Origin of the sequence: Pontibacter sp. H249, from assembly GCF_037892465.1 — a bacterium.
Lineage (GTDB): Bacteria > Bacteroidota > Bacteroidia > Cytophagales > Hymenobacteraceae > Pontibacter.
This window is the reverse complement of record NZ_JBBKTR010000012.1, coordinates 37,267-62,927: the sequence shown is the minus strand read 5'-3', so window position 1 is coordinate 62,927 and position 25,661 is coordinate 37,267. Positions and strand designations below refer to the sequence as shown.

At 44.8% G+C, this 25,661-nt stretch carries 26 protein-coding genes and 1 tRNA gene; 18 read left to right on the top strand and 9 right to left on the bottom strand.

Annotated elements, in window-relative coordinates; genetic code table 11:
- Positions 1 to 98: 98 nt before the first annotated feature.
- Complete coding sequence (locus WG943_RS14770; RefSeq protein WP_340410182.1) at positions 99 to 881, bottom strand: SDR family NAD(P)-dependent oxidoreductase; 783 nt, start codon at positions 879 to 881, stop codon at positions 99 to 101.
- A 151-nt stretch (positions 882 to 1,032) separates the two neighbouring features.
- On the opposite strand from WG943_RS14770, the gene WG943_RS14765 reads away from it, so the two are divergent.
- The 8 genes from WG943_RS14765 (at position 1,033) to WG943_RS14730 (ending at position 5,119) form a co-directional block, all read left to right on the top strand.
- Positions 1,033 to 1,656 (top strand): hypothetical protein, encoded by a 624-nt coding sequence (locus WG943_RS14765; RefSeq protein WP_340410181.1) that lies wholly within the window; start codon positions 1,033 to 1,035, stop codon positions 1,654 to 1,656.
- Between the two features lie 7 nt (positions 1,657 to 1,663).
- On the top strand, positions 1,664 to 1,972 hold the full coding sequence (locus tag WG943_RS14760; RefSeq protein WP_340410180.1) for a winged helix-turn-helix domain-containing protein: 309 nt from the start codon (positions 1,664 to 1,666) through the stop codon (positions 1,970 to 1,972).
- A gap of 73 nt (positions 1,973 to 2,045) precedes the next feature.
- Positions 2,046 to 2,366: a potassium transporter KefB gene (locus WG943_RS14755; RefSeq protein WP_340410179.1), complete on the top strand. Its 321-nt coding sequence runs from the start codon at positions 2,046 to 2,048 to the stop codon at positions 2,364 to 2,366.
- A 71-nt stretch (positions 2,367 to 2,437) separates the two neighbouring features.
- A complete protein-coding gene (locus WG943_RS14750) occupies positions 2,438 to 2,776 on the top strand; it encodes a potassium transporter KefB (RefSeq protein ID WP_340410177.1) in 339 nt (112 codons plus the stop codon).
- A gap of 50 nt (positions 2,777 to 2,826) precedes the next feature.
- Positions 2,827 to 3,156 (top strand): hypothetical protein, encoded by a 330-nt coding sequence (locus tag WG943_RS14745; protein WP_340410176.1) that lies wholly within the window; start codon positions 2,827 to 2,829, stop codon positions 3,154 to 3,156.
- Between the two features lie 50 nt (positions 3,157 to 3,206).
- Positions 3,207 to 3,497, top strand: coding sequence for a hypothetical protein (locus WG943_RS14740; protein WP_340410175.1), 291 nt, complete (start codon positions 3,207 to 3,209; stop codon positions 3,495 to 3,497).
- Between the two features lie 12 nt (positions 3,498 to 3,509).
- Positions 3,510 to 3,782: a hypothetical protein gene (locus WG943_RS14735; protein ID WP_340410174.1), complete on the top strand. Its 273-nt coding sequence runs from the start codon at positions 3,510 to 3,512 to the stop codon at positions 3,780 to 3,782.
- Between the two features lie 92 nt (positions 3,783 to 3,874).
- The gene (locus tag WG943_RS14730; protein ID WP_340410172.1) at positions 3,875 to 5,119 is read left to right on the top strand and encodes a hypothetical protein; all 1,245 of its coding nucleotides are present in this window, start codon (positions 3,875 to 3,877) and stop codon (positions 5,117 to 5,119) included.
- 62 nt (positions 5,120 to 5,181) lie between these two features.
- On the opposite strand, the gene hpf is transcribed toward WG943_RS14730, so the two are convergent.
- Positions 5,182 to 5,487, bottom strand: coding sequence for a ribosome hibernation-promoting factor, HPF/YfiA family (gene hpf / locus WG943_RS14725; protein WP_340410171.1), 306 nt, complete (start codon positions 5,485 to 5,487; stop codon positions 5,182 to 5,184).
- A gap of 242 nt (positions 5,488 to 5,729) precedes the next feature.
- Here hpf and WG943_RS14720 point away from each other — a divergent pair, with 242 nt between their 5' ends.
- Positions 5,730 to 6,449 carry a hypothetical protein gene (locus WG943_RS14720; RefSeq protein ID WP_340410169.1) on the top strand — a complete coding sequence of 240 codons (720 nt, stop codon included), beginning with the start codon at positions 5,730 to 5,732 and terminating at the stop codon, positions 6,447 to 6,449.
- Here WG943_RS14720 and WG943_RS14715 read toward each other — a convergent pair.
- On the bottom strand, positions 6,446 to 6,907 hold the full coding sequence (locus WG943_RS14715; protein WP_340410167.1) for an OsmC family protein: 462 nt from the start codon (positions 6,905 to 6,907) through the stop codon (positions 6,446 to 6,448). The two genes, WG943_RS14720 and WG943_RS14715, sit on opposite strands and share 4 nt — an antisense overlap.
- 288 nt (positions 6,908 to 7,195) lie before the next feature.
- Between WG943_RS14715 and WG943_RS14710 the strand changes: the two genes are divergently transcribed.
- On the top strand, positions 7,196 to 9,706 hold the full coding sequence (locus tag WG943_RS14710; protein ID WP_340410165.1) for a TonB-dependent receptor domain-containing protein: 2,511 nt from the start codon (positions 7,196 to 7,198) through the stop codon (positions 9,704 to 9,706).
- Between the two features lie 91 nt (positions 9,707 to 9,797).
- Here the strand turns inward: WG943_RS14710 and WG943_RS14705 are convergent, their stop codons facing one another.
- Both WG943_RS14705 and WG943_RS14700 read right to left on the bottom strand, forming a co-directional pair.
- On the bottom strand, positions 9,798 to 11,492 hold the full coding sequence (locus tag WG943_RS14705; RefSeq protein WP_340410164.1) for a PAS domain-containing hybrid sensor histidine kinase/response regulator: 1,695 nt from the start codon (positions 11,490 to 11,492) through the stop codon (positions 9,798 to 9,800).
- A gap of 37 nt (positions 11,493 to 11,529) precedes the next feature.
- The gene (locus WG943_RS14700) at positions 11,530 to 13,968 is read right to left on the bottom strand and encodes a GNAT family N-acetyltransferase (RefSeq protein WP_340410163.1); all 2,439 of its coding nucleotides are present in this window, start codon (positions 13,966 to 13,968) and stop codon (positions 11,530 to 11,532) included.
- A 66-nt stretch (positions 13,969 to 14,034) separates the two neighbouring features.
- Between WG943_RS14700 and WG943_RS14695 the strand changes: the two genes are divergently transcribed.
- From WG943_RS14695 to WG943_RS14670, 6 genes are all read left to right on the top strand, one after another.
- The gene (locus tag WG943_RS14695; RefSeq protein ID WP_340410161.1) at positions 14,035 to 14,430 is read left to right on the top strand and encodes a DUF7793 family protein; all 396 of its coding nucleotides are present in this window, start codon (positions 14,035 to 14,037) and stop codon (positions 14,428 to 14,430) included.
- Positions 14,431 to 14,786: 356 nt separating this feature from the next.
- Entirely contained in the window at positions 14,787 to 15,338 is a 552-nt protein-coding gene (locus WG943_RS14690; protein WP_340410159.1) for a cupin domain-containing protein, read from the top strand.
- A gap of 254 nt (positions 15,339 to 15,592) precedes the next feature.
- A complete protein-coding gene (locus WG943_RS14685; RefSeq protein WP_340410158.1) occupies positions 15,593 to 15,964 on the top strand; it encodes a hypothetical protein in 372 nt (123 codons plus the stop codon).
- 189 nt (positions 15,965 to 16,153) lie between these two features.
- Positions 16,154 to 16,960 (top strand): FixH family protein, encoded by an 807-nt coding sequence (locus tag WG943_RS14680; RefSeq protein ID WP_340410157.1) that lies wholly within the window; start codon positions 16,154 to 16,156, stop codon positions 16,958 to 16,960.
- A 70-nt stretch (positions 16,961 to 17,030) separates the two neighbouring features.
- A complete protein-coding gene (locus WG943_RS14675; protein WP_340410156.1) occupies positions 17,031 to 19,049 on the top strand; it encodes a TonB-dependent receptor plug domain-containing protein in 2,019 nt (672 codons plus the stop codon).
- Between the two features lie 199 nt (positions 19,050 to 19,248).
- Positions 19,249 to 20,052: a hypothetical protein gene (locus tag WG943_RS14670; RefSeq protein WP_340410155.1), complete on the top strand. Its 804-nt coding sequence runs from the start codon at positions 19,249 to 19,251 to the stop codon at positions 20,050 to 20,052.
- Positions 20,053 to 20,181: 129 nt separating this feature from the next.
- Here the strand turns inward: WG943_RS14670 and WG943_RS14665 are convergent.
- Positions 20,182 to 20,255: transfer RNA gene (locus WG943_RS14665), tRNA-Ile, on the bottom strand.
- Positions 20,256 to 20,359: 104 nt separating this feature from the next.
- Between WG943_RS14665 and WG943_RS14660 the strand changes: the two genes are divergently transcribed.
- Positions 20,360 to 20,995, top strand: coding sequence for an HAD family hydrolase (locus WG943_RS14660; protein ID WP_340410153.1), 636 nt, complete (start codon positions 20,360 to 20,362; stop codon positions 20,993 to 20,995).
- A complete protein-coding gene (locus tag WG943_RS14655; protein WP_340410152.1) occupies positions 20,982 to 22,271 on the top strand; it encodes a site-2 protease family protein in 1,290 nt (429 codons plus the stop codon). Before WG943_RS14660 ends, WG943_RS14655 begins: the two co-directional genes overlap by 14 nt.
- A 100-nt stretch (positions 22,272 to 22,371) precedes the next feature.
- On the opposite strand, the gene WG943_RS14650 is transcribed toward WG943_RS14655, so the two are convergent.
- The 3 genes from WG943_RS14650 to WG943_RS14640 all read right to left on the bottom strand — a co-directional run bounded on the left by WG943_RS14650 (position 22,372) and on the right by WG943_RS14640 (position 25,575).
- Positions 22,372 to 22,677: a rhodanese-like domain-containing protein gene (locus tag WG943_RS14650; RefSeq protein ID WP_340410150.1), complete on the bottom strand. Its 306-nt coding sequence runs from the start codon at positions 22,675 to 22,677 to the stop codon at positions 22,372 to 22,374.
- Between the two features lie 3 nt (positions 22,678 to 22,680).
- Complete coding sequence (locus tag WG943_RS14645) at positions 22,681 to 24,477, bottom strand: T9SS type A sorting domain-containing protein (RefSeq protein ID WP_340410148.1); 1,797 nt, start codon at positions 24,475 to 24,477, stop codon at positions 22,681 to 22,683.
- Between the two features lie 321 nt (positions 24,478 to 24,798).
- Positions 24,799 to 25,575: a PASTA domain-containing protein gene (locus WG943_RS14640; RefSeq protein ID WP_340410147.1), complete on the bottom strand. Its 777-nt coding sequence runs from the start codon at positions 25,573 to 25,575 to the stop codon at positions 24,799 to 24,801.
- Positions 25,576 to 25,661: the final 86 nt, after the last annotated feature.

Here is a 25,661-nt window from a genome sequence, read left to right as displayed (position 1 = left end):
CGAGACTTGGAGTAGTCTTGTATACTTTCAAATCATACTTACAGGAGCAGATTAACCTAGCCACTTATAATGAAAGACTTCTAATTCTTTCCCCGAATCTATTTATAGATCATTTTAACCGTCATGCCTCCGTCTATGGTTATACTTTGGCCGGTAACAAAACCTGCTTTATCAGAGCAAAGAAACAACGCTGCTTCGGCTATATCTTCCGGAGTGCCCACACGGCCAACAGGGTGCTGTTCCTTATTTTCTTTGCTATGCTTTGGTTTATACCTTTGGCTTTCTTTTTGCCACTCCCCTGTTTCTATCCAACCTGGAGCTATAGCATTTACCCTGATATTGTATTCAGCCAAACTAATAGCCAGCGAATGGGTAAGTGCCTCCAGGCCACCTTTCGAGGCAGAATAGGCAAAGGTATTAGGTTCTGACATAAAGGCGCGAGTGCTGCTGATGTTTAGTATAGCAGGCTGTGCAGCCTGTTTTAAAAGCGGTAAACCATACTTGCAGCACAATACTGGCCCACGTAGGTTTACGGCCAAGATTCTGTCAAACTCCGACATTAGCATCTTTTGCAGATCACCCATAAACGGATCGGCTATACCAGCATTGTTGATCAGTGCATGCAACTGGCCATACTTCTCCCCTACCTGCTCCATTAATGCGGCCACTTCATGCTCCTGGCTAACATCACAAAGTATAAACGTTGCTTTTAATTTCTCCTGCTGCAGCCTTTGTACTGCCTCCATGCCGGCCTCTTCGTCGGCATCGGTAAGTATAACATTGGCACCCTCCCGGGCAAATACCTGAGCCATACCTAACCCGATACCTTGTGCACCTCCTGTAATCACTACTGTTTTATCTTTATAATATAGGTCTGCCATACTTTAAAGGTTTTTAAAAGTGGTAAGTATAACTGTTGGCCAACAAAAGGGTTACAGACTTTTGTAACATAAAAAAATATCAAATATTTTAATCCGCTATACTTGACATTACGTAAAGCCTTATTAACTTTGAAACTCAAAGTACTTTAACATGAATCAACAGCAAGACCAGTTAGCTACCCTGCACGAGATCCGTAACATTATGGATCGTTCTTCACGGTTTATTTCGCTTAGCGGGCTTTCTGGCATTGCAGCGGGAGTGTCTGCTCTTATAGGTGCGGCAGTTGTTAAGTGGCATTTAGTTAAAAATGGCATAGACTATAGTAAAACCATAGGCAGCAGCCTTACAAATGATGACCTGTTGTTTCTGGTTTCGGTAGCGGTGTTTGTATTTATACTTGCTCTTTGCTCGGCAACTTACTTTACGGCACGAAACGCCAAGAAGAAAAACCATCGTGTATGGGATAGTAAAACCGAGCGCATGTTAATTAACCTGTTTATTCCATTGGCAGCAGGAGGAGTTTTTTGTGCGATTTTGATGTACCACGAAGTGCTGTACCTGGTAGCTCCTGCCATGCTTATTTTTTATGGTTGTGCTTTATTAAATGCCAGTAAGTATACCCTCAGCGACATCCGGTACTTAGGCCTGATTGAGATTATACTGGGTTTAGTAGCCAGCTTTTTTGTAGGGTATGGGTTGTTAGCCTGGACGGTGGGTTTTGGAGTACTGCACGTTGTGTATGGCACTCTGATGTATTTTAAATACGAACGCTAGCAGGCACGTGAAAGATTATCTCGAAAATATAAATAAGGCCTTTGAGAGCAGGGCACGCTTAGGCATTATGTCTGTGCTGATGGTGGAAGACAAAGTTGATTTTAACACCCTGAAAGAAACTTTGCAACTTACAGATGGTAACCTGGCCAGCCACCTGCGTGCACTGGAAGAAGCAGAATACCTGCGCGTAGAAAAACAGTTTGTAGGCCGAAAGCCCAACACAACATATCATGCTACCGAGGCAGGCCGCGAAGCTTTTAATAACCATTTGGATGCACTGGAACAGCTTATTTTAAACAACAGAAAAGACGGTTAATATTTTTTTAAACTTATACTTTGAGATTCAAAGTACTTTAAAGCAAAAGCAAACATTATAGCATAGTAATTCCATGACTGAACAAAACCAACTCCAAAAGCCGGCACCACTTGGCCAAAATGCCTTATTGGGAGCTAGCCTGGTCTTCGCACTGGTTGCTATCTGCTTGTTATTTGGCGGAGGACCAACCTCTGATGCCTCAACGTTTTGGTGGTTGCTGCCGCTTTTACTTGTTACACTGGCCGGTGCGCTGGGTGGTACATTCTATTATTTGCTGGCAAGGCTTACATACAAGGGCGGCTGGAGCACAGCCTTCCCTAATATTCTGAGTGCACTTGTTTATATTTTACTCTTGGCCATAAGTTTTGCACTAGGCATGAGCGGGCCAAACTAACAGATGCAAAATCAGGCAAATGTTTACGGATCATCAAATCACATCTAATAAGCTTATAAAATATCTGTGTCATGACTCAAAGAAATCAATATCAAAATCAACCTATTCATACAGCATCAGTGGGTAAACGAATGCTGCAGGGCGCAGGTATAGGCCTGGTTCTTATTTCGTTTTTTCTCTTCGGAGCCGGAGAACCTGACCCGGAATGGCCAAAGTTTTGGATGATAAAACCGCTGCTTGTAGTTCCGGCTGCAGGTGCCTTGGGTGGTCTATTCTATTTTAATATGGACCACCTGCGTTGCGAGGGCGGCTGGAGACGGACAATTGCTAATCTCTTAAGCCTGTTTGTACTCTTTGTTGTGTTGTGGCTGGGTACTGTACTAGGACTAAACGGCACCATGTGGGATTAATCTGATCATCATATAAATTCTGACTACTCACTTTCTAAAACCATAACATCATGACTATCAAAAAGAACATTGAAGGAGAAGTAGCCCCAAACGACGGAGCTATTGCTTTAACTATCATTAGCTGGCTGTTCGGAGCAGTTGCTTTTGCGATTGGTATAGTAAACACATTCTGGGGAAATGACCCGGGGTTCGGCGTGTTTATACTTCTCCTCTCATTTGTTTACTTCCTGCCGGTTAACGCCATTCTCCAAAAAACTGTTGGCTTCTCAATCTCTAAAATGTGGTTAATAAAGATCCTGCTGGGCATCTTTATTATCTGGGCAGCCATGGGCGTAGGTGAATTATTCGATAAGATCGAGCTTATGATGAACAGCTTTTAAGCATCTATAAATTAAATAAACCAACACATCAACTTTAAAAACTCAATAGTATGATTACGCAAAACAAAAGACTTACCGGCATTGTGCTCACAGTAGCATTTATACTTTCTATTCCGATGGTAGCAATGCAGTTTACAAATGAAGTGAACTGGAACCTTGACGACTTTATCATTATGGGTATCCTGCTGCTCAGCACTGGGTTACTTTGTGAGCTTGTAATGCGAAAAGTAACGAACTGGAATTACCGTATCGGGATTATTGCAGTTATACTTTTTGCTCTCTTCCTGATATGGGCTGAACTGGCAGTTGGAATATTTGGAACGCCTTTCGCCGGCAGTTAAACTTTTAAAAGTATGAAAGACAATCTTCTAGCGCTGCAAATAGGCAGCTGGCTTTTTGGTATAGTTGTTTTGGTGGTGGGTGTACTGAATATCGTTTTAGTACACCCGGTACCTGGAACAGTGTACCTTCTTCTTTCACTGGTTTACTTTCCGCCGGCAAATACCTACTTCAGGCAAAAGCTTGGTTTCTCCATTCCACTTCTTGTAAAGATCATCCTCGGTATAATACTAATTATGTTTACCCTCGGAGTAAGCGACCTTGGCGATATGATTGATAAACTATGAAACGTAGATGAGGGCATCATAACCTCATACAAACAAATCACTTAACCAATAGATAATTATCGCTATACTTTTAAAATGTACGGTAGGCAGCTATGAAAGACCAAATACTAAACCACCTAAACAACCCCAGCCAACTTGAAAAGCTGTATCGCAGCAACAGGGCTACTTTCAAAAGGGAGTTTAGCACGATTTATCCGGATCTTAAGGGGAATATGCTCGCTGATTTCTGGAACGAAAGGTTGAATTACGAAAACGATGAAATTAACTGGGGCACCGGCAGAGAGTTATTATTTGTGATTATTGCCGGCCTTGTAGCAGGGTTTATTGCCAAAATACCGGCCATGTTTCAAGTACAGGAAGAGTTTTTTTACCCCAGAAATATAAGCTTTATTTTTCTGCCCCTCCTGGCGGCCTACTTTGCATGGAAGAACAACCTGCAACCAAAACTTATTGCGGCAATCTGCGGTGTGATTTTGGTTTCGCTTGTATACATTAACCTCCTGCCAGTATCCAATACAAGCGATACCCTTATATTAGCCTGTATCCATTTGCCTTTGCTGATATGGGCAACGTTAGGCTCTGCGTTTGTGGGCAATAACCTGTATGACTACAGCAAACGGCTCGACTTTTTAAGGTATAACGGTGACTTAATCGTGATGACAACTCTTATTTTAATTGCCGGCGGCATTATGACTGGTCTTACTATCGGACTTTTCGCGCTTATTGGGTTTCAAATTGAAGAGTTATACTTTGAGTACGTTGGCATCTTCGGGTTGGCAGCAGCGCCTATAGTTGGCACCTACTTAACCCAAACAAATCCCCAGCTGGTGAGCAAAGTGTCGCCGGTTATTGCTAAAATATTCAGTCCGTTGGTTTTGGGTATGCTTGTTATATACCTTTCTGCCATTTTATACTCTGGCAAAGACCCTTACAACGACCGTGAGTTCCTCATTATTTTTAACTTACTCCTGATTGGGGTCATGGCTATTATCTTCTTTTCGGTGGCAGAGAGCTCCAGGAACAACAACAGTACATCTTCTAACTGGATTCTGCTGCTGCTATCCATTGTAACCATTCTAGTAAACGGTATCGCTCTTTCGGCCATCTTGTTCCGAATTGCAGAATGGGGCATAACACCAAACAGGCTGGCCGTGCTAGGTGGCAACCTGCTTATTTTGGCAAATTTACTGTTGGTTGCGGTTAACCTGTTCAGAGTAGTGCAAAGAAAAGTTGGTACAGAGCGTGTAGGAAGATCAATTGCCGTATACTTACCTGTCTATCTTGGTTGGATTATTATTGTGGTATTCCTGTTTCCGCTGCTGTTTGGGTTTAAGTAAATCAATAAAAGTATAAAGGGCGCTACCGAAGCAGCGCCCTTTATGTTTTTGCCAACGTTAGCTTATTTTTTCTGCAGCTGGCGCGTAAGTTTATCCTCTACATTGTCTAGCAGCTGGTACCAGTTATCGCCTTCGTCCTGGGCAAAAACATCGTTGCCCGGCACGCCTACGCGCATACGCACGCTCTTCGTGTTTGTAGATTGGTTTGCCTCCTCTTTAAAGTATACATCCACGGAGTCTATCTTTTTTGCGTGGCGTTTTAGCTTCGATATTTTTTTGCGGATGTTATCTTGTATAGCATCCGAAATCTCGATATCCACAGCTTGCACATCTAACTTTATACCTTCAAAATTCTCTGTATAGTTCATATGTTTTCATTTTAATATTAGACTAAGCAGGACTCTCTCCTACTTTAGTGTTAGGGTAATAACGTAAGGCTCTCCGATTTGTTAAACAACAAAACTGCCCTTAGCCTATAATTTTAGTACAGTAAAGTGGTACTGCAGGAGATAATATACTCTCTGCAGCATAAAAAGAACTGTCGTAACAAACCCCAATCTGCTTACTTATCGTTTAAAACAAAAACGTTAACCTATAAAGTTGAAGGCCTATGAACACCCTACCCATCAACTGGCTGACCGAAGGATTGATAGATTTCGAGTATAAAAAGTATATGCTGTTGGCTTACTTACAGGCAGCCAAAGCTGAGTTTGGGAAGCACCGACTTTATCCCGTATTTTCAGATCTGATCATGCACTACCGTAACCTGTTACAGGTAAAAGAACACAAAAAGCTAGTATACGAATCGTTTCCGCAACGCATTAGCCGCGCCGATTTTGAGAAGCTGGAACTTGTGTATGAGAAAATTGTGGATGATGACGAGACGATGCAGCAGATAGAGGAAATCGTACAGTATGCGGCTCCACTTTTTGGCGAAGCCGTAGAGTCTGGCAAAGAATTATACGATTTTGTGGAGCGCCACCTCGAGATAAGCCCGGTAGGCATCACTCCCATTTACCATAACGAAGGCTACTTTTTCCTGGAAGCTTTTCCGGGCAAAGAAACCCAGGTATACCTCTACCGCATAACAGTTTTTGAAAACACCTACGAAAAATACAGGGGCATAAATACACAACACCTGCAAACGGTGAGGCGTGGCCTGGCACTAACACACGAAAGTCTGAAAGTACAGTTGCTGCGCGAGCGCCAGGAGCTGCCAAACCCTGCTACTTTTGCGGTCATATCTAAAGTACCAGTACCGCTTGAGAATTCGCTTCTGCCCATTGCCAAGCGTTCGCTGGTAAAGTATGTGGCCAAACTAGCGGCTTAGCCCACCAGTTCTAAAGTATAGCTTATATCGGAGGTCTTGTAAATGACCATGGCCACCGAGCAGTACTTCTCCAGCGATAGTTTGATGGCTTTGTGTACTTTCTCCTCGTCTAAAGGGCCGCCTAGTTTAAAGTGGATGTTAATATTACGAAACTCCGTGTACTCGTCTACTTTTTCTCTGTCTGCGGTTACTTTCATGTCGATTGAGCCGATCTGCTGGCGCTGCTTCTTTAGTATCTGGATCAGGTCGATAGCGCTGCAGCCGCCAAGGCCCATCAGCAGCATTTCCATAGGGCGGGCACCTTGGTTGTGTCCGCCAATTTCAGGGTTACCATCCATGTGCACGGCAACACCAGCTGTACCGGTAGCCGCAAAATGAAAATCCTGATCTAAGCGTGTTAAGTTAACTTCCATCTGTTGTCTTTTTTGCGAAAGTATAAAGTATAAGCGTAGGCTCAAAATGCCATCTGTTTATTCATTGTTGGTTAATATGCTCACCCTTCTATCAATTAGCTATTAAAAACCAACAACAGGTACCCTCTCCCAACCGACCAAAGCCCCTAATCTACCTACCAACTGCTTATCGGTTATTAAAGCCTATTTATATAGAATTGCTATGTATTGGTATATTCTGTTTTAGCAGCTCAAAAATGCAAGTTTACTTTGTATCAGGAGGCAGTAAAAAACTGCTAAAAATCACTTAACAAGCCTATACAAACAATATACAAAAGCTTTTCCAGTAAGACTATGAAGAAAAATGTACTACTACTATTGCTCGGCCTAAGCACAGTTCCTGCCTTTGCTCAGGCACCAGCTGGCCAGCAGGCACGCCCGGCACAGCAGCAAACCGCAGCTATGCCAGGTGCAACAGCACCAAAAGGCAACGCCAAAATTAGCGGCGTTATCCTGGATGCCGACACCAAACAACCAATCGAGTTTGCTACAGTGGCATTGATCAGTGTGGCTACAGGCAAGCCAATAGACGGTACTATGGCCGACGATAAAGGCCGATTTACCATTACCAAGGTAGCAGCCGGAAAGTATAAACTGAACGTGTCGTTTTTGGGTTATCAGCTACAAACTATGGAGAATGTAACTGTAGCCTCTGATAACGCCGATGTGAACGTGGGTTCAGTGTCGTTGGCATCTGATACTAAGAAACTGAGCGAAGTGGTGATTACCGGTGAAAAGCCACTGGTGGAGGAGAAAATAGATCGCACCGTTTACAACGCTGATAAAGACATTACCAATGCAGGCGGCAACGCAGCCGATGTGCTACAGAAGGTACCGTCGCTATCACTGGATACGGATGGTAACGTGCAGCTGCGCGGTAGCTCTAATGTGCGCGTGCTGATCAACAACAAGCCTTCTGCCATCATGGCCGGTAACATTGCCGATGCCCTTAAGCAGATTCCTGCCGACCAAATCAAATCTGTGGAGGTGATTACAAGCCCATCTGCCAAGTATGACGCAGAAGGTACAGCTGGTATTATTAACATTATTACCAAGCGCGACGGTGGCCTGCAAGGTGTAACTGGCTCGGTGGCGCTGGCAGCAGGCACACGTGGCAGCAACGGTAACGCTAGCCTGAATGTGCGCCGCGGCAAATTGGGCATTAACGGAAACTTTGGTGGCAACATGTTCTATAACCACGGCGACATGACCAACACCATTATCATCCCATCCACCCAAAGCAACTCTTTCCAGTCTGGTAAAACAGATATTAATGGTAGGTTTATGAACGGCCAACTGGGTTTTGAATATGATATAACACCAAAGAACAGCCTAACTGGTGGCATACGTATGAACGGTGGTAAGTTTAACATGCAGAACGACCAGGAAAGTACTGACAGAAAGAACGGAGAGATTACAAACAACTTCTTTAACGACATCCGTAACCGCAACCAGCGCCAGGGAATCGATTATAACCTGGACTTTACGCACTACTTTAAAAAGCCGCAGCAGGAGTTAGCCATACTTTCGCAGCTTAGCACCACTGATACCGAAACACGCAACTTCCAGGACAGGTTTACCTCTGGCGAAGCGCCTTTTTACCTGCAGCGCAACGTAAACGACGGTGGCAATGATGAATTAACGTTTCAAGTAGATTATACCCATCCGTTTAGCAACAAAACTATGCTGGAGATCGGTGCCAAGACCATTTTCAGGGATGTGACCAGCGATGGTTTGTATGATGTAACCGATAGAGGCGATGAACGTGAAAGAACAGAGTCTTTCCTTTACGAGCAGGATGTAAAAGCTGCTTACCTGACATACGGGTTCACGCTGAAGAAACTGCTTAATATCAAACTAGGTGGCCGCTTTGAGCAAACCGACATAGACGGCAATTTTAAATCTGGTAGCGAAACCAAATTTATCAAAGATGATTACGAACACTTTATACCTAGTGTAGCATTGTCTTATACCTTAAAGCAAAAGCATACTTTTAAGGCAAACTTTACACAGCGTATCCAGCGTCCGTCGTTGTTTTACCTGAACCCTTTCCGTCAGGAACAAACATCCAACACGCAAATTAAAGGCTCCATCGACCTGGATCCGGAACTGACTAATTTGTACGAGGCAGGCTATAGCACCTACTTTAAAACAACTTCGGTTAATGCCAGCCTGTACATGCGCGAAACAGACAATGCCATTGAAACAGTAGTAGAGGTTGATCCGGAGACAAACATTACCACCCTCTCTTTCAGAAACATTGCTCAGAATAAAACTTATGGCATGAGTTTGTTCGGCAACACGAAGCCTACAAATAACTGGACCATCGGCGGTAGCTCCAACATCTATTTTGTAGACCTGAAGAGCCAGTATACTAGCAACAGTGGCTGGATGTATAACATCAATGCAAACAGCTCATACAGCTTTGGCAAAGGCATTAGTGCTCAGTTTAACGGTGGCTTTAATTCACGCCGTGTGCAGCTGCTGGGTAAATTTAACTCCTTCTCTTTCCATAGCCTGGCCTTTAAGAAAGAGCTCTTCGATAAGAAAGGTGGCATTACGCTTAGCCTGGACAACCCGTTCAGAAGAAGCTTGAGAATGGCAAACGATGTGGAAGTAAATGAGCCAACTGCCATCAACCCGGTACCTTACGAGCAGCGCATTCGCATTAACAATTATAACCGTGGTGTTCGTGTTAGCTTTAACTACAGCTTCGGCAAAATGGACCAGCAGAAACCACCGCGCCGTAAAAAATCTATCCGTAACGACGATGCCAAACAAGGCGACGGAAACGGTGTAGGTTAATAAATTAACTACTACCTATCTACTATCTAAAAAAGCGCCTCTCCGGTTTAGGAGAGGCGCTTTAATTTTTATCGTTATACTTTGCTGAGTGCTATACCCACTTCTTAAGCACAGAAACCAGATCTTTGCTGGTGAATGGCTTGCAAAGGTGATCATTCATACCTGCTTTCAGGCTTTTAGCGATATCATCTTTATAGGCGTTGGCTGAGAAAGCGATAATAGGGCTGATAACATTTGACCTCCGGAGCTTGGTAGCTGCTTCCAATCCGTCCATTACCGGCATCTGAATATCCATAAAAATTAGGTCGTAGGTGTTGAGCATAGCCATTTTAACGGCTTCTTCGCCATTCTGGGCAACTGCTACCTGGGCACCGAAGTTTTCGAGTACGTCCTGCATCAGCAACACATTAATGGCGTTATCATCCACTACCAAAATACTAGTACCGTCATCCAGTTTGTAGGATAATTCTGCTTCATCTGCTTCGGGTTGTACGGCATTGTTTGCTGCCACATACTTTAGCTTTACGCTAAACCAAAACGAAGCACCATTCTGCTGTCCGGCTGGCGGACTCGTTACGCCCATATCTCCCTGCATTAAATTAACCAGCTTTTTACTTATAGCTAACCCTAAGCCAAAGCCGCCATACTTACGCGTAGTAGAAAGATCTGATTGCGTAAACGAATCAAAGATAACAGCCTGCTTATCTGCCGGAATACCGATACCGGTATCAGTAACTGTAAAGCGAAGTATAACAGTACTCTCTGCTTCAGAGATTTCGTTTAGCTGGCAATGCACACTTATACTTCCTGCCTCCGTAAATTTAACAGAGTTACTTATCAGGTTTATAAGCACCTGACTGATACGTGTAGGGTCGCCGATTACAACTTGAGGCACTTCATCAGCTATGGTATAGGAGAAGGAAATGCTTCTGTCTTCAGCCAGGTATTTGTACGGCTCCAGGTGCGAGGCTACAGTCTGTCTGATATCAAACGGTATAGCTTCTATGGCTATTCGGTCTTGTTCTATGCGATGGAAATCAAGTATATCATTCAGTAGCTTAGACAGATTAGAGCCCGATGTTTTAATTAGGTTTACATACTGCGCCTGTGTTGGGTTAAGCTGCGTGTCCTGCAACAGGTAAGAAAAACCAAGTATGCCATTTAACGGCGTGCGTATCTCATGGCTCATGCTGGACAGGAAATGGCTTTTAGCCTCGTTAGCAGCTTCAGCTCTCTGTTTTGCCTCCTGCAACTCTTTCTCCTTTAGCTTTTGCTCTGTAATATCCTTGGCTATAATCAGAATTCCGTCTTTTTCCTTTTTGTTGTTCGTCAGGTAAGACAGCGAGCAGGATGTAGAGATTGACTGGCCTTGGTTTGTGTGCAGCAACAGTTCCAGGTTAAGGCACTTACCTTCTTGCTCCAGCTTAACCAATCCTGTGTTAAGGTCATAGTTATCCTCTAGCTTAAATACATCAGTCAGGTGCTTTCCAACCAGATCAGACTCTTTGTAGCCAGTGGCCTCCTCAAAAGCCTCATTTACATTCCGGATAGTGCAGTCGGTGTTAAGTACAAGCAGCATATCTACCACACCCTGGTAGATGCTTTGCATAAAATCTCTTGATACTGTTGAGTTCTTAAGCTCCTGCCCCAGCATACTAACACCGGCAATAACTGCATCCATCTCATCGCCGGTTTCCGAAACCTCTAACTGATAGTCAAAGTTACCGTTGGCTACTTCGGCAATCAAGGTTATGATTTCTTCTATTCTCTCTTTAAGAACTTTCACTTGTATAAATTATATTCTGATTTGTTTGGCCAAAGCCTTATTCCTTCTCTACTGCAAAAGTAGCACCGATCATTTCCATTGCAAAGTTGTCTTTTGCCTGATAATATCCAACTTTGGGATATGGTGTCGCGCCAACTTTTTTCTTCTCTAGAGTGGCGGATATTCCAAAGTTCACTTTTTTGCAGTTTAAGGCATTTGCTCGCTTAATTACCTGGTAAAGGGTTTGCCTGTAAATATTATACTCCAGCAGGTATTCATAGTTCATTCCTACCAGCATAAAACTGTATACATTGTCAAAATTTTTGTGGCAAAAACCCACCGACACAGGCTTTCTGTTTATAGAGTACTCCTCTTTAATATACAGCACTACAAATTCCCATGAATCGTTTTCGTTTAGCGCATAAAAAAGCTTATCCGGGAACAGAAAGTTATTAATAGCAAAATTGTTGCCTTTTACATTTTTAAACAATGTTATTGCTTGTTGCAACTCATCGTCGGAGAGGCGGCTCTTCACCTGTACATCAAAATAATGCTCATATCGCTTTATCTTTTGCACAAAGTTTTCACGGCCTTTCTTTGTGAGCGTTTTTCTAAATTCTTCTTCCGTTTTCCAGTTAAGGTTTTCTACGACACAAGACTCCGGCAAATCCAACCTTACAAAATCCTGCTCTACCATAAACTCGTCCATTTTGGGGTCGTTGGCATCCAGGTCTCTTAACAAAATACTGCTTGCGTTCTCCTTATCCTGGTCTTTGTATAGTTCCGCCATCAGCGCTTTAAGTGCATTTTTCCAGTATGGGCTCTCTCTGTCAAGGTATAGGTGGTTGCCCTCGGTAAAAAGACTCCCCATTAAAATACCTGTTGATGTAAGGTAATAAGGGTTTGCCAGCCTTTCTCGTTCAATTGCTTTCGAGATAGATGCCTGCGAGAACATATCTTCTTTTAAAAGCGCTACTACCGCAAACGTTAACAGTATAATCCTACCTTCCGCATCTTCTACAGCATAATACCTAAAGCCCCAGTTATTCTCCTTTTCTGTGTTGTCGCTAAAAGACTCTTCCAGAAGTTTCAAACCATCCCAATCGAACATGCCCCGCTTACCCAGGTACTTGTTCCAGATTTGAGGATTTATTGCTTGTATGGTAGTATAACGTTTAACTGCCAGGCTATTGCCTACAACAGGTACTGAAGCAGCTTGAGCTAAGGTTAGTGCCGGCATTTTAAATGCTTTCCGGATGTTATCCTTCGTTTGGTTGGTTGCTACCAGCGCCTCTTTAAAGTGTACTCTCAGCTTGCTCACCAGCTCTTCGATATCCTCAAAAGAGTTACTTAAAGAAATAGTTATTCTAACTCCTATGTTTTTGGCCGGAACTGCCGGAAATGTAGCCAGGTTTACATAAATACCATCATTGAGCAGGGCCTGCACTAGGTGATTTCCCATATCCATGGTACCGGTGCCGATATAGAAAATCGGGCTTTCGCATTCGTGCACCAGCGGCAGTTCTGTTTCTTTCAGCAACTTATTAAAATATGCTATTTTCTTCTGTAACTCTTCCTGGTAACCATAGATCTCGTTGCTCAGGTGTATTTTGGCAGAGGCAATAGCTGCACCCAAAGTCGCAGGCTCTATCTGCACCGAAAAGGTAAGCGGCCCTCCAAAATTATTCACTTTGTTATACCATTCCTCGGTCGGGAACAGCGACAAACCACCACAGGCACCGAAGGCTTTACCCAGGTTTGCCGTCAGGATCATTTTATGGTACAGCCCTTCCGGCATTTGGCTCATGGCATAGCCAGAGCCGTTTTTTCCGGCCCAGCTCATACCGTGCGCATCGTCTACATACAAGTATAGTTGCTCATACTTTTCAGCCAACGCTATCATATCCTTAATTGGGGCAAAGTCGCCATACATGGAGTATACACTGTCAGCCATGTACCAGATGCGCTCATACTTACTACGTTGCTTTTTAATGCGATCTTCGAGCATCTCCAGGTTGTTATGGCGTATCATTTCAACGGTAACACCCTGGCTTAGCAGCTTCTTAACAGCCTCCTGCACACTGGCATGTACCTGGTGATCCAATATTACCAGATCAGACTGGCGAATTATACTTGGTATGGTAGTCAGGTGGGCAAGCGTGCAATTTTTCGATATTACTGCCGGCACATTGTACATCTGCTTAATCAGGCTTTCCAGCTCACTATAGAGCGGGTTGGAAATATACGTGCGCGACATCGGAAATTGAGTACCAAAACGCTCTATTGCTTCAATGGCACCGCGTTTTACTTCCGGGTGGTGCTCCAGGGCAAGATAGCCGCAGGTACCAAAATGCAATACTTTTGTTCCGTTTAATGTTAAATGCTGTCCGCTAAGTGTTTGGTCTTCTGCGTGCAGATGGATGATTCCCTTCTTTTTAGAAACTGAGAGGACCGAATCCACCGTATCTAAAATATTATTGTGCCTTATTTTTGCCACGTATTTTAATTATAATTGCATTAGTAATGTGCTTAACAAGCGATCTATAAAATCTATTCAAATTGAATGGCAAATTCTGAAAAAAATACAAGAACTAAGTTAACAGAGTATTTAGAGCTGTTCATGGAGGATGGAATTTTATACTGTATCTACAAAGACGTAGAATTAGTTGATCTTGCTATCGCTAAGAAATGCGTACAGGATCGCTTAAATTTTATCGGCCAGGAAACTTACCCTAGCTTTTTTGATATCACCAGAATAAAACAATCTACTAAGGATGCCCGCGATTATCTTGCCAATGAGGGAAACGATCTTGTGTCCGCTAGTGCAATTTTGGTAGGTTCGCCTATGCTTAAAATGTCTGCCAATTTTTTTATCATGGTTAATAAGCCACAGAACCCTACCCGCTTGTTTACCGATAGGAAAAGTGCCTTGGAGTGGTTGGAAAAGTATAAAAAGTAAATTGCACATTCTCTTCTCCCCTGATAAAATAATCCTTTATTACCTGTAAATAAATACTGCTTGGCTCCCTACAGAACCGATCCTGTTAAGCCATTTGCTTATTACAACCTATACTCTTACCATTCTCTGATAAAGCCATACTTATTAATGCTGCAAGCTTTGGCAGGTTAACGGCCTACATTCTGAGTGAAATTCTCCTTTTTGTTTGCTTAGGTAAGCGTGCTAAAAAATTGTTATTCTGTAGCCGAAGAAGCCTGCTACTGCAATAGTATACTTCTCGATCCACCAGCTTAGCATATCTTTGATTATCACTTATCACATATTTATAGCAAACCACCACCCTTAAAACCTGAGCTATGAAAAAGAAGAAAACTAATAAAACAAGTATGCCGCCTCTTGCAGCTTACCTGCTTACTTTTCTGGCACTTACTGCCTGTAGCGAGCAACGCGGCGTAGTGGTTAAAGAAGCAAAAGGGCAACAGGTGCAGCAGGAAACCGGTGATATGGGCAAACAACCTTGGATGCTGGATATAGAAGAAGCCACTATAGCCAATCCACATTACCGCAATACCCAATGGACAGGAGAGCACCTGCAACTGGTGCTTATGTCGCTTAAGCCTAACGAAGAAATTGACCTGGAAGTACACAGAAACATAGACCAGTTCATCAGGATAGAACAAGGCGAGGCCCTGGTACGCATGGGCAAATCAGAAAAAGAGCTGAGTTTTGAGAGAACAGTATCCGACGACTGGGTTATACTTATACCGGCAGGTTATTACCACCACATCCGGAACACAGGCAACACAGAGCTAAAACTATACTCTATTTATACGCCTGCTGAGCATCCAGCCGGTACAGTACACAGAACCTATGAAAAAGCCCGCCAGCACCTCGATGAACATAACTAGCCCGACTTTTTAAAACAGCACATAACTCTAAAAACAAAGTATAAATCTGGAGCCTAAGTCAATGGTTTGCATGACTAAATATCTCAGATTTCATGAGACTTTTATACTTACTAATTGAAGTAGCATAGTGGCAACAGCCAATAATTTAATCTTAGCTTTATACTTCACAATCTAAGCAACTATTCATTATACCTCCTGTTTTATGACAAGGATCATTTGGATTAATAACCCTAGTGCATACCTTTGCTTTTGAAATGAGGCGAATAATTGCAGTCATATTGTTACTTCTGATAACCCTGCAGGTATCCTACAAGGGGATCGTGTTCTCGTCTTATTTTGCCAATAAGGCTTACATTGCGGCGGTGCTTTGCGAGAACAAAGACAAGCCTCAGCTTAACTGCGAAGGTAAGTGTTACCTTAAAAAACAACTTAATAAAACCGAAGCGCCTGAAACTGATACCTCCGGCCTTACACTTAAGCTGCATATTAGTCCTTTTACGGCACCCGCTCCTGCCTCTGATAATGCGCTTGCGGCTATTACAGCAGTTGCGGCACACGCTGTATTTCAGGAGAGCTCTTACCGTTACTCCTTCCATCCTGCCTGCTTCCACCCGCCACAGGTATAACACTTTTTTATATTAGCATACCAAAACAAGCTGCTACAAACGTGCAGCCTGATTTCCTATATGCTTCAGGCTTTAGTTACTGTGCATTTACAGGCACAGAAGGCTATCCGCATGAGTATAAAATCCTGCGTTAAAAGTTTATACCTAATTATTAGCCCTTACTTTAAAGGCTTAAAAAAAAGAGTACCCATGAAAAAGAATATATGGCTCACACTATGGGCCCTTTCCTTAATAACATTATTTACAACTGGCTGCAATTCCGATGACGAAACGCCAACCCCAACCATTGCTTACCAGAAAATAGCTGAAGGCACTGCCGACGGAACCGACATAAAAGTAGAAGTGTACAGCACTGAAGAATTAACAACAGGCTATAACCCAATTTACATCGCCCTTTTCGACGCCACCGGCAAGCGCATAGAGCAAGCAACTGTTAGTTTTAAGCCACTTATGGACATGGGCACAATGAAGCATGCCTCACCAATCGAAAACCCGACTTCTAACCAAGCCCAAGACGGTTATTTTCCGGGTGCGGTAGTGTTCACGATGCCCTCCGGTGATATGGGCTCTTGGATACTAGATGTGCAAGTGCAAGCAAATGGAAAAACCGGTACCTTAACCGCTCCTGTTACTATTAAAGAGCCAGCAACCAGCCGTTTAAAGTCACTGGTTTCTGCAACAGACGGTACACGCTATTATATAGCCCTATTGCAGCCACAAAAGCCCAAAATAGGCATAAACGACATGGAGGTAGCTATGTATAAGAGAAACTCGATGATGGATTTCCCTGCTGTAACAAACCTGACAATAGCACTGGAGCCCGAAATGCCAACTATGGGCCATGGCTCGCCTAATAACGTGAACCCTACGCACAGCGGCAATGGCCACTACAAAGGCAAGGTAAACTTTACCATGACGGGCCTTTGGTACCTGAACCTGACACTCAACGACGCTACCGGAGAAGCTGGTAAACTCTACTTCGAAGTCAACTTCTAATTTAATGTTGTTGGCGCTCAACTGTACCTGAGTGCCAGCAGCTTTCTCAAAATTATAAAAGGTGAAGGAAATGAAAACACCTCTCCTACTCGGTGCCATTGCGCTGTCAGTACTGCCTGCCTATGCCCAACAAAATTCCATATCTCCTGACTCTGTGCGGACCATTATGTTGCAGGAGGTTGCCATAAAAACTAAGGCCCATAGTCACCAGAAACACTTGCAGGAGTTTTACTATGCCAACAAGGCTGCAACTACCGAAGAGTTGATGTCACGGATGCCGGAAGTATCGTTTATTAGGCGCGGCAGCTATGGCATGGAGCCCACTATACGGGCTTTTAGTGCAGGTCAGGTAAGTGTTACTTTGGATGGAATGAGGATACAAGGTGCCTGTACTGATAAAATGGATCCGGCCACTATCTACATCGAGCCACTAAACCTACAAAGTATAGAAGTACACACGGCAGGCGGCAGTGCGATGCAGGGAGCAGCCATTGGAGGCAGCCTTAACATGAAACTGGCCGAGGCCGACCTTTCTGACGAGCGCAGGCTATCTGGATCGGTAAGCAGTGGCTTTCAATCGGCGGCCAATGCCATGCTGGGTAGTTTGCGGCTGAACTACGCTACTCCAACCTGGGGACTTCGGGCCTCTGGCACTTACCGCAAAAGCCAGAACTATCGCAACGGCAACGGCGAAAAGGTGCTGTATTCGCAATACGAGAAAGCCAACTATGCCCTCAATGGTAAATTGCTATTGCAGCCAGATCTTGTTCTGAAAGCCGACCTGATCTTTGACGATGGCTGGAACATTGGCTTTCCGGCACTGCCAATGGATGTGGGCCTAGCCAAGGCAAGAATAGGAGCCATAAGCCTGGTGCGGGAGAATAATAAGAAACGCTGGAGACGCCTGGAAACGCGCCTATACGCTAACCAAGTTGCCCACTACATGGACGATAGCGCCCGCCCCGACTTACCCATTCGAATGGATATGCCTGGGCTGAGCCAAACAGCAGGCATGTTTGCAGAAGGCACTACCTCAACCAGATCCAATCAACAACTAACGCTACGTGCAGATGCTTCAGCCAGCTACTTAAGCGCCTCCATGACCATGTACCAAGACGGGCAATCGCCGATGTATATGCTTACCTGGCCCGACAACCGCCAGTTGCAGTCGGGAATAGCAGCGCAATATAACTTGCAGGCCGGAGAAAAAACCCAGCTCCAACTGAATAGTCGTGTAAATGTGTCTGATTATGCCGTAACAACCCGTGAGGGACGTGATCAGTTGTCTGTGTTTGGCTACACCGGCACGCAGCGCCAGTTCGTTATTCCGTCGGTATCGCTGCAGGCCAGCCATACGGTTTATAAAAAACTGAAAGCCTTAGTATCTGCCGGTTTTAACGGACGGACACCTACTGCCAGCGAACTTTACGGTTTTTACCTCTTTAGTCAGTTCGATGGCTTTGATTACCTAGGCAATACAAATCTAAAACCCGAGCAAAGTATACAAAGCGAGTTTACACTTTCGTGGCAGGAGCCGCGTGTGCGGGTTCAGGCCACAGCCTATACTTCGCGGGTGCAGAACTACATTGTAGGTACATTCGATCCAAGCCTAAGCGCTATGACGGCAGGTGCCCATGGCGTAAAAGTATACGAGAACACGCCGTATGCTTTACTTGCCGGTGCAGAAGCAAGCGTCGTATACAACATTACTGGCTATACCCAGTTGGTAAGCATACTAAAGTATAACTACGGCCGCAACACAAACGGCGAACCATTGCCCATGATGCCGCCGCTGCGCAACGTAACCTCCCTTAGGAAGTACTTTGGCGATAACTTATGGGTACAGGGCGAAACTGAAATCACAGCAGCACAGAACCGAAACAGTGAGCGTTTCAGAGAACAACCTACCGAAGGCTTTATGCTCTGGCACCTGCGCGCCGGTTATCAACAGGAAACAGAGAAGAAAGTATGGCAGCTGAATACGGGTATCGAAAATATCTTTGACGTACTGTACCGGGAGCATCTCGATTGGGGCCAAATAGCACGCCCCGGCAGAAATATGTTTTTACAGGTAAGTATGGGGTTTTAGGATATGGCAAGTTAGGCTGGTATGTGAGAGGTGAAGTATAATAGGCTGGATTAATGTCACCTCAACTTTAACCACACTATTGCGGTAATACCCTTTAACACTGAAGGAAATAGTTTACCAACCCTCAGCATCTTAGTCTAAACAAATTGGTTGCTAAGCTATTTCCTAAAGTACAAATGATAGCACATCCTCCTATACTATGAAAAATATAAAAACACTGGCCATACTAAACACCCTGTTTTTCCTGCTGCACCTGGTACCTTCGCAGCTCACGCAGCTGGAGGTTTTTAATAACCAGACTATTGGCGATGTGTCAGCTAAGTACCCGGCACTTTTCACCCCTGCAGGCATTACATTTTCTATCTGGGGGCTTATTTACCTGGGGCTTTTGGCCTTTTGCATCTTTCATTTAATTAAAGCTTTTAAGGAGCCTGTAAGCCATGAGACCAATGTAGACCTGCAGCGATTAGGATTCCTGTTCATGGCAAACAACCTGGCAACCGGCGCCTGGACCATCGCCTGGGTAAATGAGTGGCTGGTTATCTCAGCGGTACTTATCCTTATTCAGCTGGCAACGCTGCTGGCAATGCACCTGCGGCTGAACATCTTTGACACTAGCCGCTCTGCCGCGTCCCGCTGGCTTACACAAGTGCCGCTTAGTTTATACTTTGGCTGGATCATCATCGCCACTGTCGCCAACATCAGTTCTGCTTTGGTTGGTTTAGGATGGGATGGCTTTGGCTTAAGTGAGGGGCTTTGGACTACTCTTATGATTATAGCAGCAACTTTAATCGTGATGTTTGTAGTCTTCAGCAGGTCTAACCCTTTTATTGGATTGGTTGGAATTTGGGCACTTTACGGCATTATTTTAAAACACCGTGAGATTAGAGTGGAAGAAAGTCCTCAAATTATAACGACTGCATGGGTAGGCTTGGCAGTGCTGGCTTTGGTGGTGGTGCTTGTATTTATCAGGTATGGAAAAAGTGTGCGACAACATACTTAGGTTTTTGTAGCCATCACCTTAAGCATTTCAGATAACTACATAGGGCATATTTAAACTGTTTCTAGCTACATATTCATCCATAACAAAAAAGCACTTACAAGTTTTACCTCGTAAGTGCTTGATTTTCTGTGGGCCCACCTGGAATCGAACCAGGCACCTACTGATTATGAGTCAGTTGCTCTAACCGAATGAGCTATAGGCCCGTTCCCTTTAAGGAGGTGCGCTTTAGAAGTGCTTCCTTTGAATTGGGAGTGCAATTTTACATATTTGCATTCAATATATCAAATACTAAACAAACATTTTTTTCGTGGAGCTTACAAATATTAAAAATATCATCTTCGACCTGGGCGGAGTAATCATAAACATAGACTACCATAAAAGTATAAAAGAGCTGCAGAAACTGTGCAAAGACGACTGTACAGTAGAGTATAGCCAGAAACAGCAGTCGCATTTGTTTGACCTGTTTGAGACCGGCAACAGCTCGCCGGAGGAGTTCAGAAAAGATCTGCGCGAAACCTACCAGATGCGCGACGTTACCGACGAACAGATAGATGCCGCCTGGAACGCCATGCTACTGGATATACCGCAGGAGCGTATCGACCTGCTACAGGAACTGGGCAAGAAGTACCGCATTTTCCTGCTTAGCAATACCAACGCCATTCACCTGGAGGCTTTTAATAAAATAGTAGAAGATAGCTTCTCTATCCCAAGCCTAGACTCGTTGTTTGAGGAAGCGTACTACTCGCACTTGGTGGGCAAGCGCAAGCCCGATGAAGCTATTTTTAACCTGATACTCGATAGCCACAACCTGGCCAAAAAAGAAACCTTGTTTATAGACGACAGCATACAGCATATTGAAAGTGCGCGTGCCATAGGCATCAATACTCTACATCTGCAGCCTCCGCTTACCATTAATGAGTTTTTTGCGAATGAGGCAGTTTAGCAAGCGGCAGACATACGGGCTGCACCTGCTACTTTTCTGCATCACGCTGGTAACAACTACCCTTGCCGGTACCGAGTGGACCTTTGGTAAGCTGTTTTTTGTAGGCAGAGAGGGCTTTACCTGGACAGGAAGTATAACCTGGGCAGAGTTCCTGCGTGGTTTATACTTTTCGCTGCCATTCCTGGGCGTGCTGACGGTGCATGAGTTTGGCCACTACTTTACGGCAAAATATTATCGCACTAAAGTTACCCTGCCCTACTACATACCGCTTTGGTTTGGCATCACCTCTTCTATTGGTACCATGGGGGCCTTTATTCGCATCAAAAGCAGGATACTGTCGCGGCAGCAGTTTTTTGATATTGGCATTGCCGGTCCGTTGGCTGGTTTTGTAGTGGCCATACCGCTGTTGTTCTATGCTTTTACAAACCTGCCAGACCCGGAGTATATTTTCACGATACACCCTGAGTACAGACAGTTTGGGCAGGATTATGCGCAGCAGGTGTACCAGAACGGTTTTGGGAATCTGGCCCTTGGCAAGAACCTGCTGTTTGTACTTTTCGAGCAGTATGTGGCAGACCCGGCACTGGTGCCTAACCAGTACGAGATGATGCACTACCCTTTGCTGTTTGCAGGCTACCTTGCCCTGTTCTTTACAGCCCTTAACCTGCTACCGATCGGCCAGCTGGATGGCGGGCACGTGCTTTATGGGCTTATCGGGTATGAGCGTTTTAATCGCCTTTCCCCTGTCTTCTTCAGCCTGTTTATACTTTATGCCGGCCTGGGGGTAATATCGCCTTATAACGAGCCGCTGTGGTCCGAGGATTTGCTGATCATCTTTACGCCTTTTGCCTACTGGGCTTTTTTAAAGTTACTGGAAGACCGCAAATTTGCACTTGGGGCCACCTTTGGCTTGTTCCTGCTGCAGTATAGTTTATCGGGCTTGTTTCCGGCTTTTGAGGCGCATATCTGGATGTGGCCTTACTATTTGCTTTACTTGGTGTTTGTACTGCAGCCGGCTACTCCTAAGCTGACGTATAGCCTGTACCTGGCTGGTGTTATACTTGCTGCACAGGTGCTTATCGTATTATTTTACCCACAAGCCGACGGCTATAGCGGCTGGATGGTCTTCGGTTTGCTGCTGTCGAGGGTAATGGGGCTGTTCCACCCGTCCAGCATCATCGAAACATCTATCACACCTGCCCGGCGCGTGCTGGCGATTTTGGCTTTTGCTATACTTATACTTTGCTTCAGCCCCTCTCCTTTTATACTGGAGTAAGATACTCTAAAGTATAAAACACAGCCTGCCGAAAAAAAGAAAAGGGGTAGAAGCATCTGTTGTGCCTCTACCCCTTTTTTATAGATTAACTGGCTTATGCTTAGCCGTTGTATGCCGTAATTCCGCCTAACAAGTTACGCACATTGTTAAAGCCCTGCTGCTGCATAAAGGCCTTTGCCGTGGCAGATCTTGCGCCTGACTTGCAATGCACGATTACTTCCTGGTCTTTCAACTCTTCCAGGTCTTCCAGCTGCTGCGGAAGCGCTCCTAAAGGTATGTTTTTTGCTCCTGCTATGTTGGTTTCCTGGTGCTCCCAGTCTTCTCTTACGTCTATGATTACAGGTGTTTCTCCTTTGGCAAGGCGTTCTTTCAGTTCTTCAACTGTGATGTCGGATGATGCGATCATGGTTTAGTTTAAGATTATTTTTTTCGTGATAATAGCTTTTCTTGTTTGTATACGCAAAGTATAAAATCCGGGACTCAGTTTACTCAGGTCCATCGGTTTACTGCCAGCATAGGTTTGCCTGTACACTTCCTGGCCGCTAACGGTATAGATACGAAGATTTTCATACTCCCCCTCAATAAATACCTGCCCGTTGGCTGATGGGTTCGGGAATACTTTTATCCTGGCTGCCTCTAAATCTTCTTCTAAACCTAAGGCCTCTCCTACCAGTACAGGGCGCAGCATCAGGGCACCCTCAGCTTGTGTATCGGCTGCCCAGTTGGTAAAGCTGGTAAACAAAAAACGACCTGCAGCAGACTCATTCCTATCGAAGCCTACATTTACGAATAAGTTACCTGACTGCTGCCAGCCGATGTAAAAATTATCTCTTACCGGTACAGGTTTATTTAACTGTACTTCATAGAATTCGTTCAGGGTGTCGCTGTACTGTATCTGGAAGCTCTGCTGGTGCAGCACATCGCCAGGCACACCGTTGTTGTCGCTCCACACCCTGAACACCAGCGAGGTACCGGCTAGGTTTGTTCTTACCCTCGGAAAGTATATCCTGAAGGCCAGTATCTGGTCGGGCTGGTTGAGGGTAAAGCGCTGTGCTACCTGTGTGCTGCCGGTGCCGGGAAAGCTGAAGCCTGCTTCTGCTGTGCCATCGTCGTGGGAGTAGTAGTTGGCAAAAACTGTTTTACGTTGGGTAGTATCGTTGGCACGTTCTAGCGGGTTAGCCTCACTTGTTATAAGCCGGAAACCATGCTCCAGTGTAAAGCCATTTTTGTCCAGGTCCAGGTTATCTATGCGGGGCACACCGGTTATAGCATATTGCCGGGCATTAGACGGCACCAACGCCTGGTCGCGCAGAAAGGTATCGGCGGCAGTCTCGTTTATTTTTTTGATATAGCCCCGCCAGCTGATCGCGCCGGGTAGCCCGCCAAGGTTATTAAGTGTAGCAGTTACCTCCGGGGCCAACTCTTCCTGTTTGTTCTGCAAAAACTGCACGGCTGGCATGGCAGTATAATTCTTCAGCAGCCTGCTTACACTCTGGCTGATGGCAATATCGCGGGTAGTGTTCTGTCCTTTGCGGCGGTTGCGGTCCAGTTGCACGTAATCCAGGTTCCAGACATCGGCTACACCATTGCGCTGCCCCACACTCTTAAACCTGAACTGAAAAGCGTCGTGGAAGTATCTTGCTTCTTTTAACCCGACAAAAACCTGCGCAAAGTCTGTTACCTCTCCCAAACCATTCTGCCGCCATACTTCCCGCCAGTTGCCATCAGCACCTTTAAATTCTAGTGCAAAGTAAACCAAGTTCGATCTGTCGGGGATATCGCCTAAGCCACCGGATTGCCAGTAAAAACTCAGGTACACCGAATCGGCGGGAGTAAGATTGGCCAAAAGTACTGGCTGTGAGGTAAGCGAATCGGATGCTCCTGCTCCTATAGAACCCGGCGCATAAGGCAGGCCATTTATATTCAGGCCATCAAAAGAAGCCACGTTTATAGTAATCGGGTGGCGGGCATAGCGGTTGTTAATGTACACGCCCCCGTTTATCCAGCGGTTTGGGTCGGGTACAACGGCTACTGTAGCAAAATCATCAAATAAAGGAAGCGTCTGTGGTACTGCTGCCTGGCGTAAGGCTACAGGTATACTTTTGGATGCACGCTGCTCCTGTTGCAATGGCATTAGCACCACCTGCGCCCTAGTGGTTATACTACCAGCAAGTATAAAAAGTACAAAGCACAGCGCTTTTCTCATAATCCGGGTTTAGAGTCGGGTTTGTGGTATCGCGATTAAAACGTTAAAATAAGCAAAGCACCCGACATTTAGGCACTTTAGTATACTTTGTTATGAAGAGAATGTCTTTCTACTACGGGCTAAAGCTTTTGTATAACGTAAATCTGTGGTAGCGTAGTATTGAGTTCAGGCCCCTTTACTATTTTTGAAGAGGCAGGAATGGCGGGATATTATGTTACAAAAATGCCAGACGCTCGCAGGAGCTGCGTACGCTGCGAGGTCTAAAACAGAAAGCGCCTGAACAAAACTGCCCAGGCGCTCTTCTTATAGCAATAATGATCTTTATTCTATTCCTTGCAGTGGTTCAGAACCAGCCACCCACAAGTCAACCAGTTCGCCTACTCTTATCTTGGCTCCTACTTCCGAAAACGGACGCTGCTTTACAACAGTACCATCGGCTTCCTCGCTGCCTGGCACGTAGATAATGTTGCCTATCTGAAGTCCCTGCCCTACCAGCAGAACCGAAGCTTCATCTACAGGCATACCTACTACACTTGGCATCTCAAACTCAGAATTACCCAAACCGTCACCCACATGTAGGTCTATCACAGAGCCTTTCGGAATCATATCGCCTGGTTTAACTTCTTTTCCGTTCACAAATTGCTTTAGAATGGCGCCCTGTTGCAGGTCCGGCACATAGGTAAGCTTACCTTTTTTCAGGTCGTAGCTTTTAAGTATAAGCTCTGCATTCTTCACCGATCCATCAATCAGCTTTGGCATCTTAATCATCGGTGGGTTCTTCATGTTTACCGAGATGTAGATCTTGCGGTCTTCCTTTACCTTGGCACCCGGGGCAGGGTCTTGCGTCAGGATCTGGAACGGCTTCAGGTCTGCCTTGTAAGAAGAATCATTAATATAATAGCGCAGATTTTGTTCTTCTAGCAGTTGCTCTACATCTCCGAGCTGCATTCCCTCAATTCTTGGCACAGAAATGCTCTCGCCGTGGTTTGTAGTTGATGGCAGGTAAACGTAAAAGAAGCCGATAACCAGCACCACTACGATAACTGCCATAATAGCCAGATGCTTCAGAACATCTACAAATGAATTCGTTTTAAACATTTATTTAATTGTTGAATATTGGACTGTTAAATTGTTGATTCAGGTTAAGTACAAGACGCAAAGTACTGTGTCTCTACATACTTACC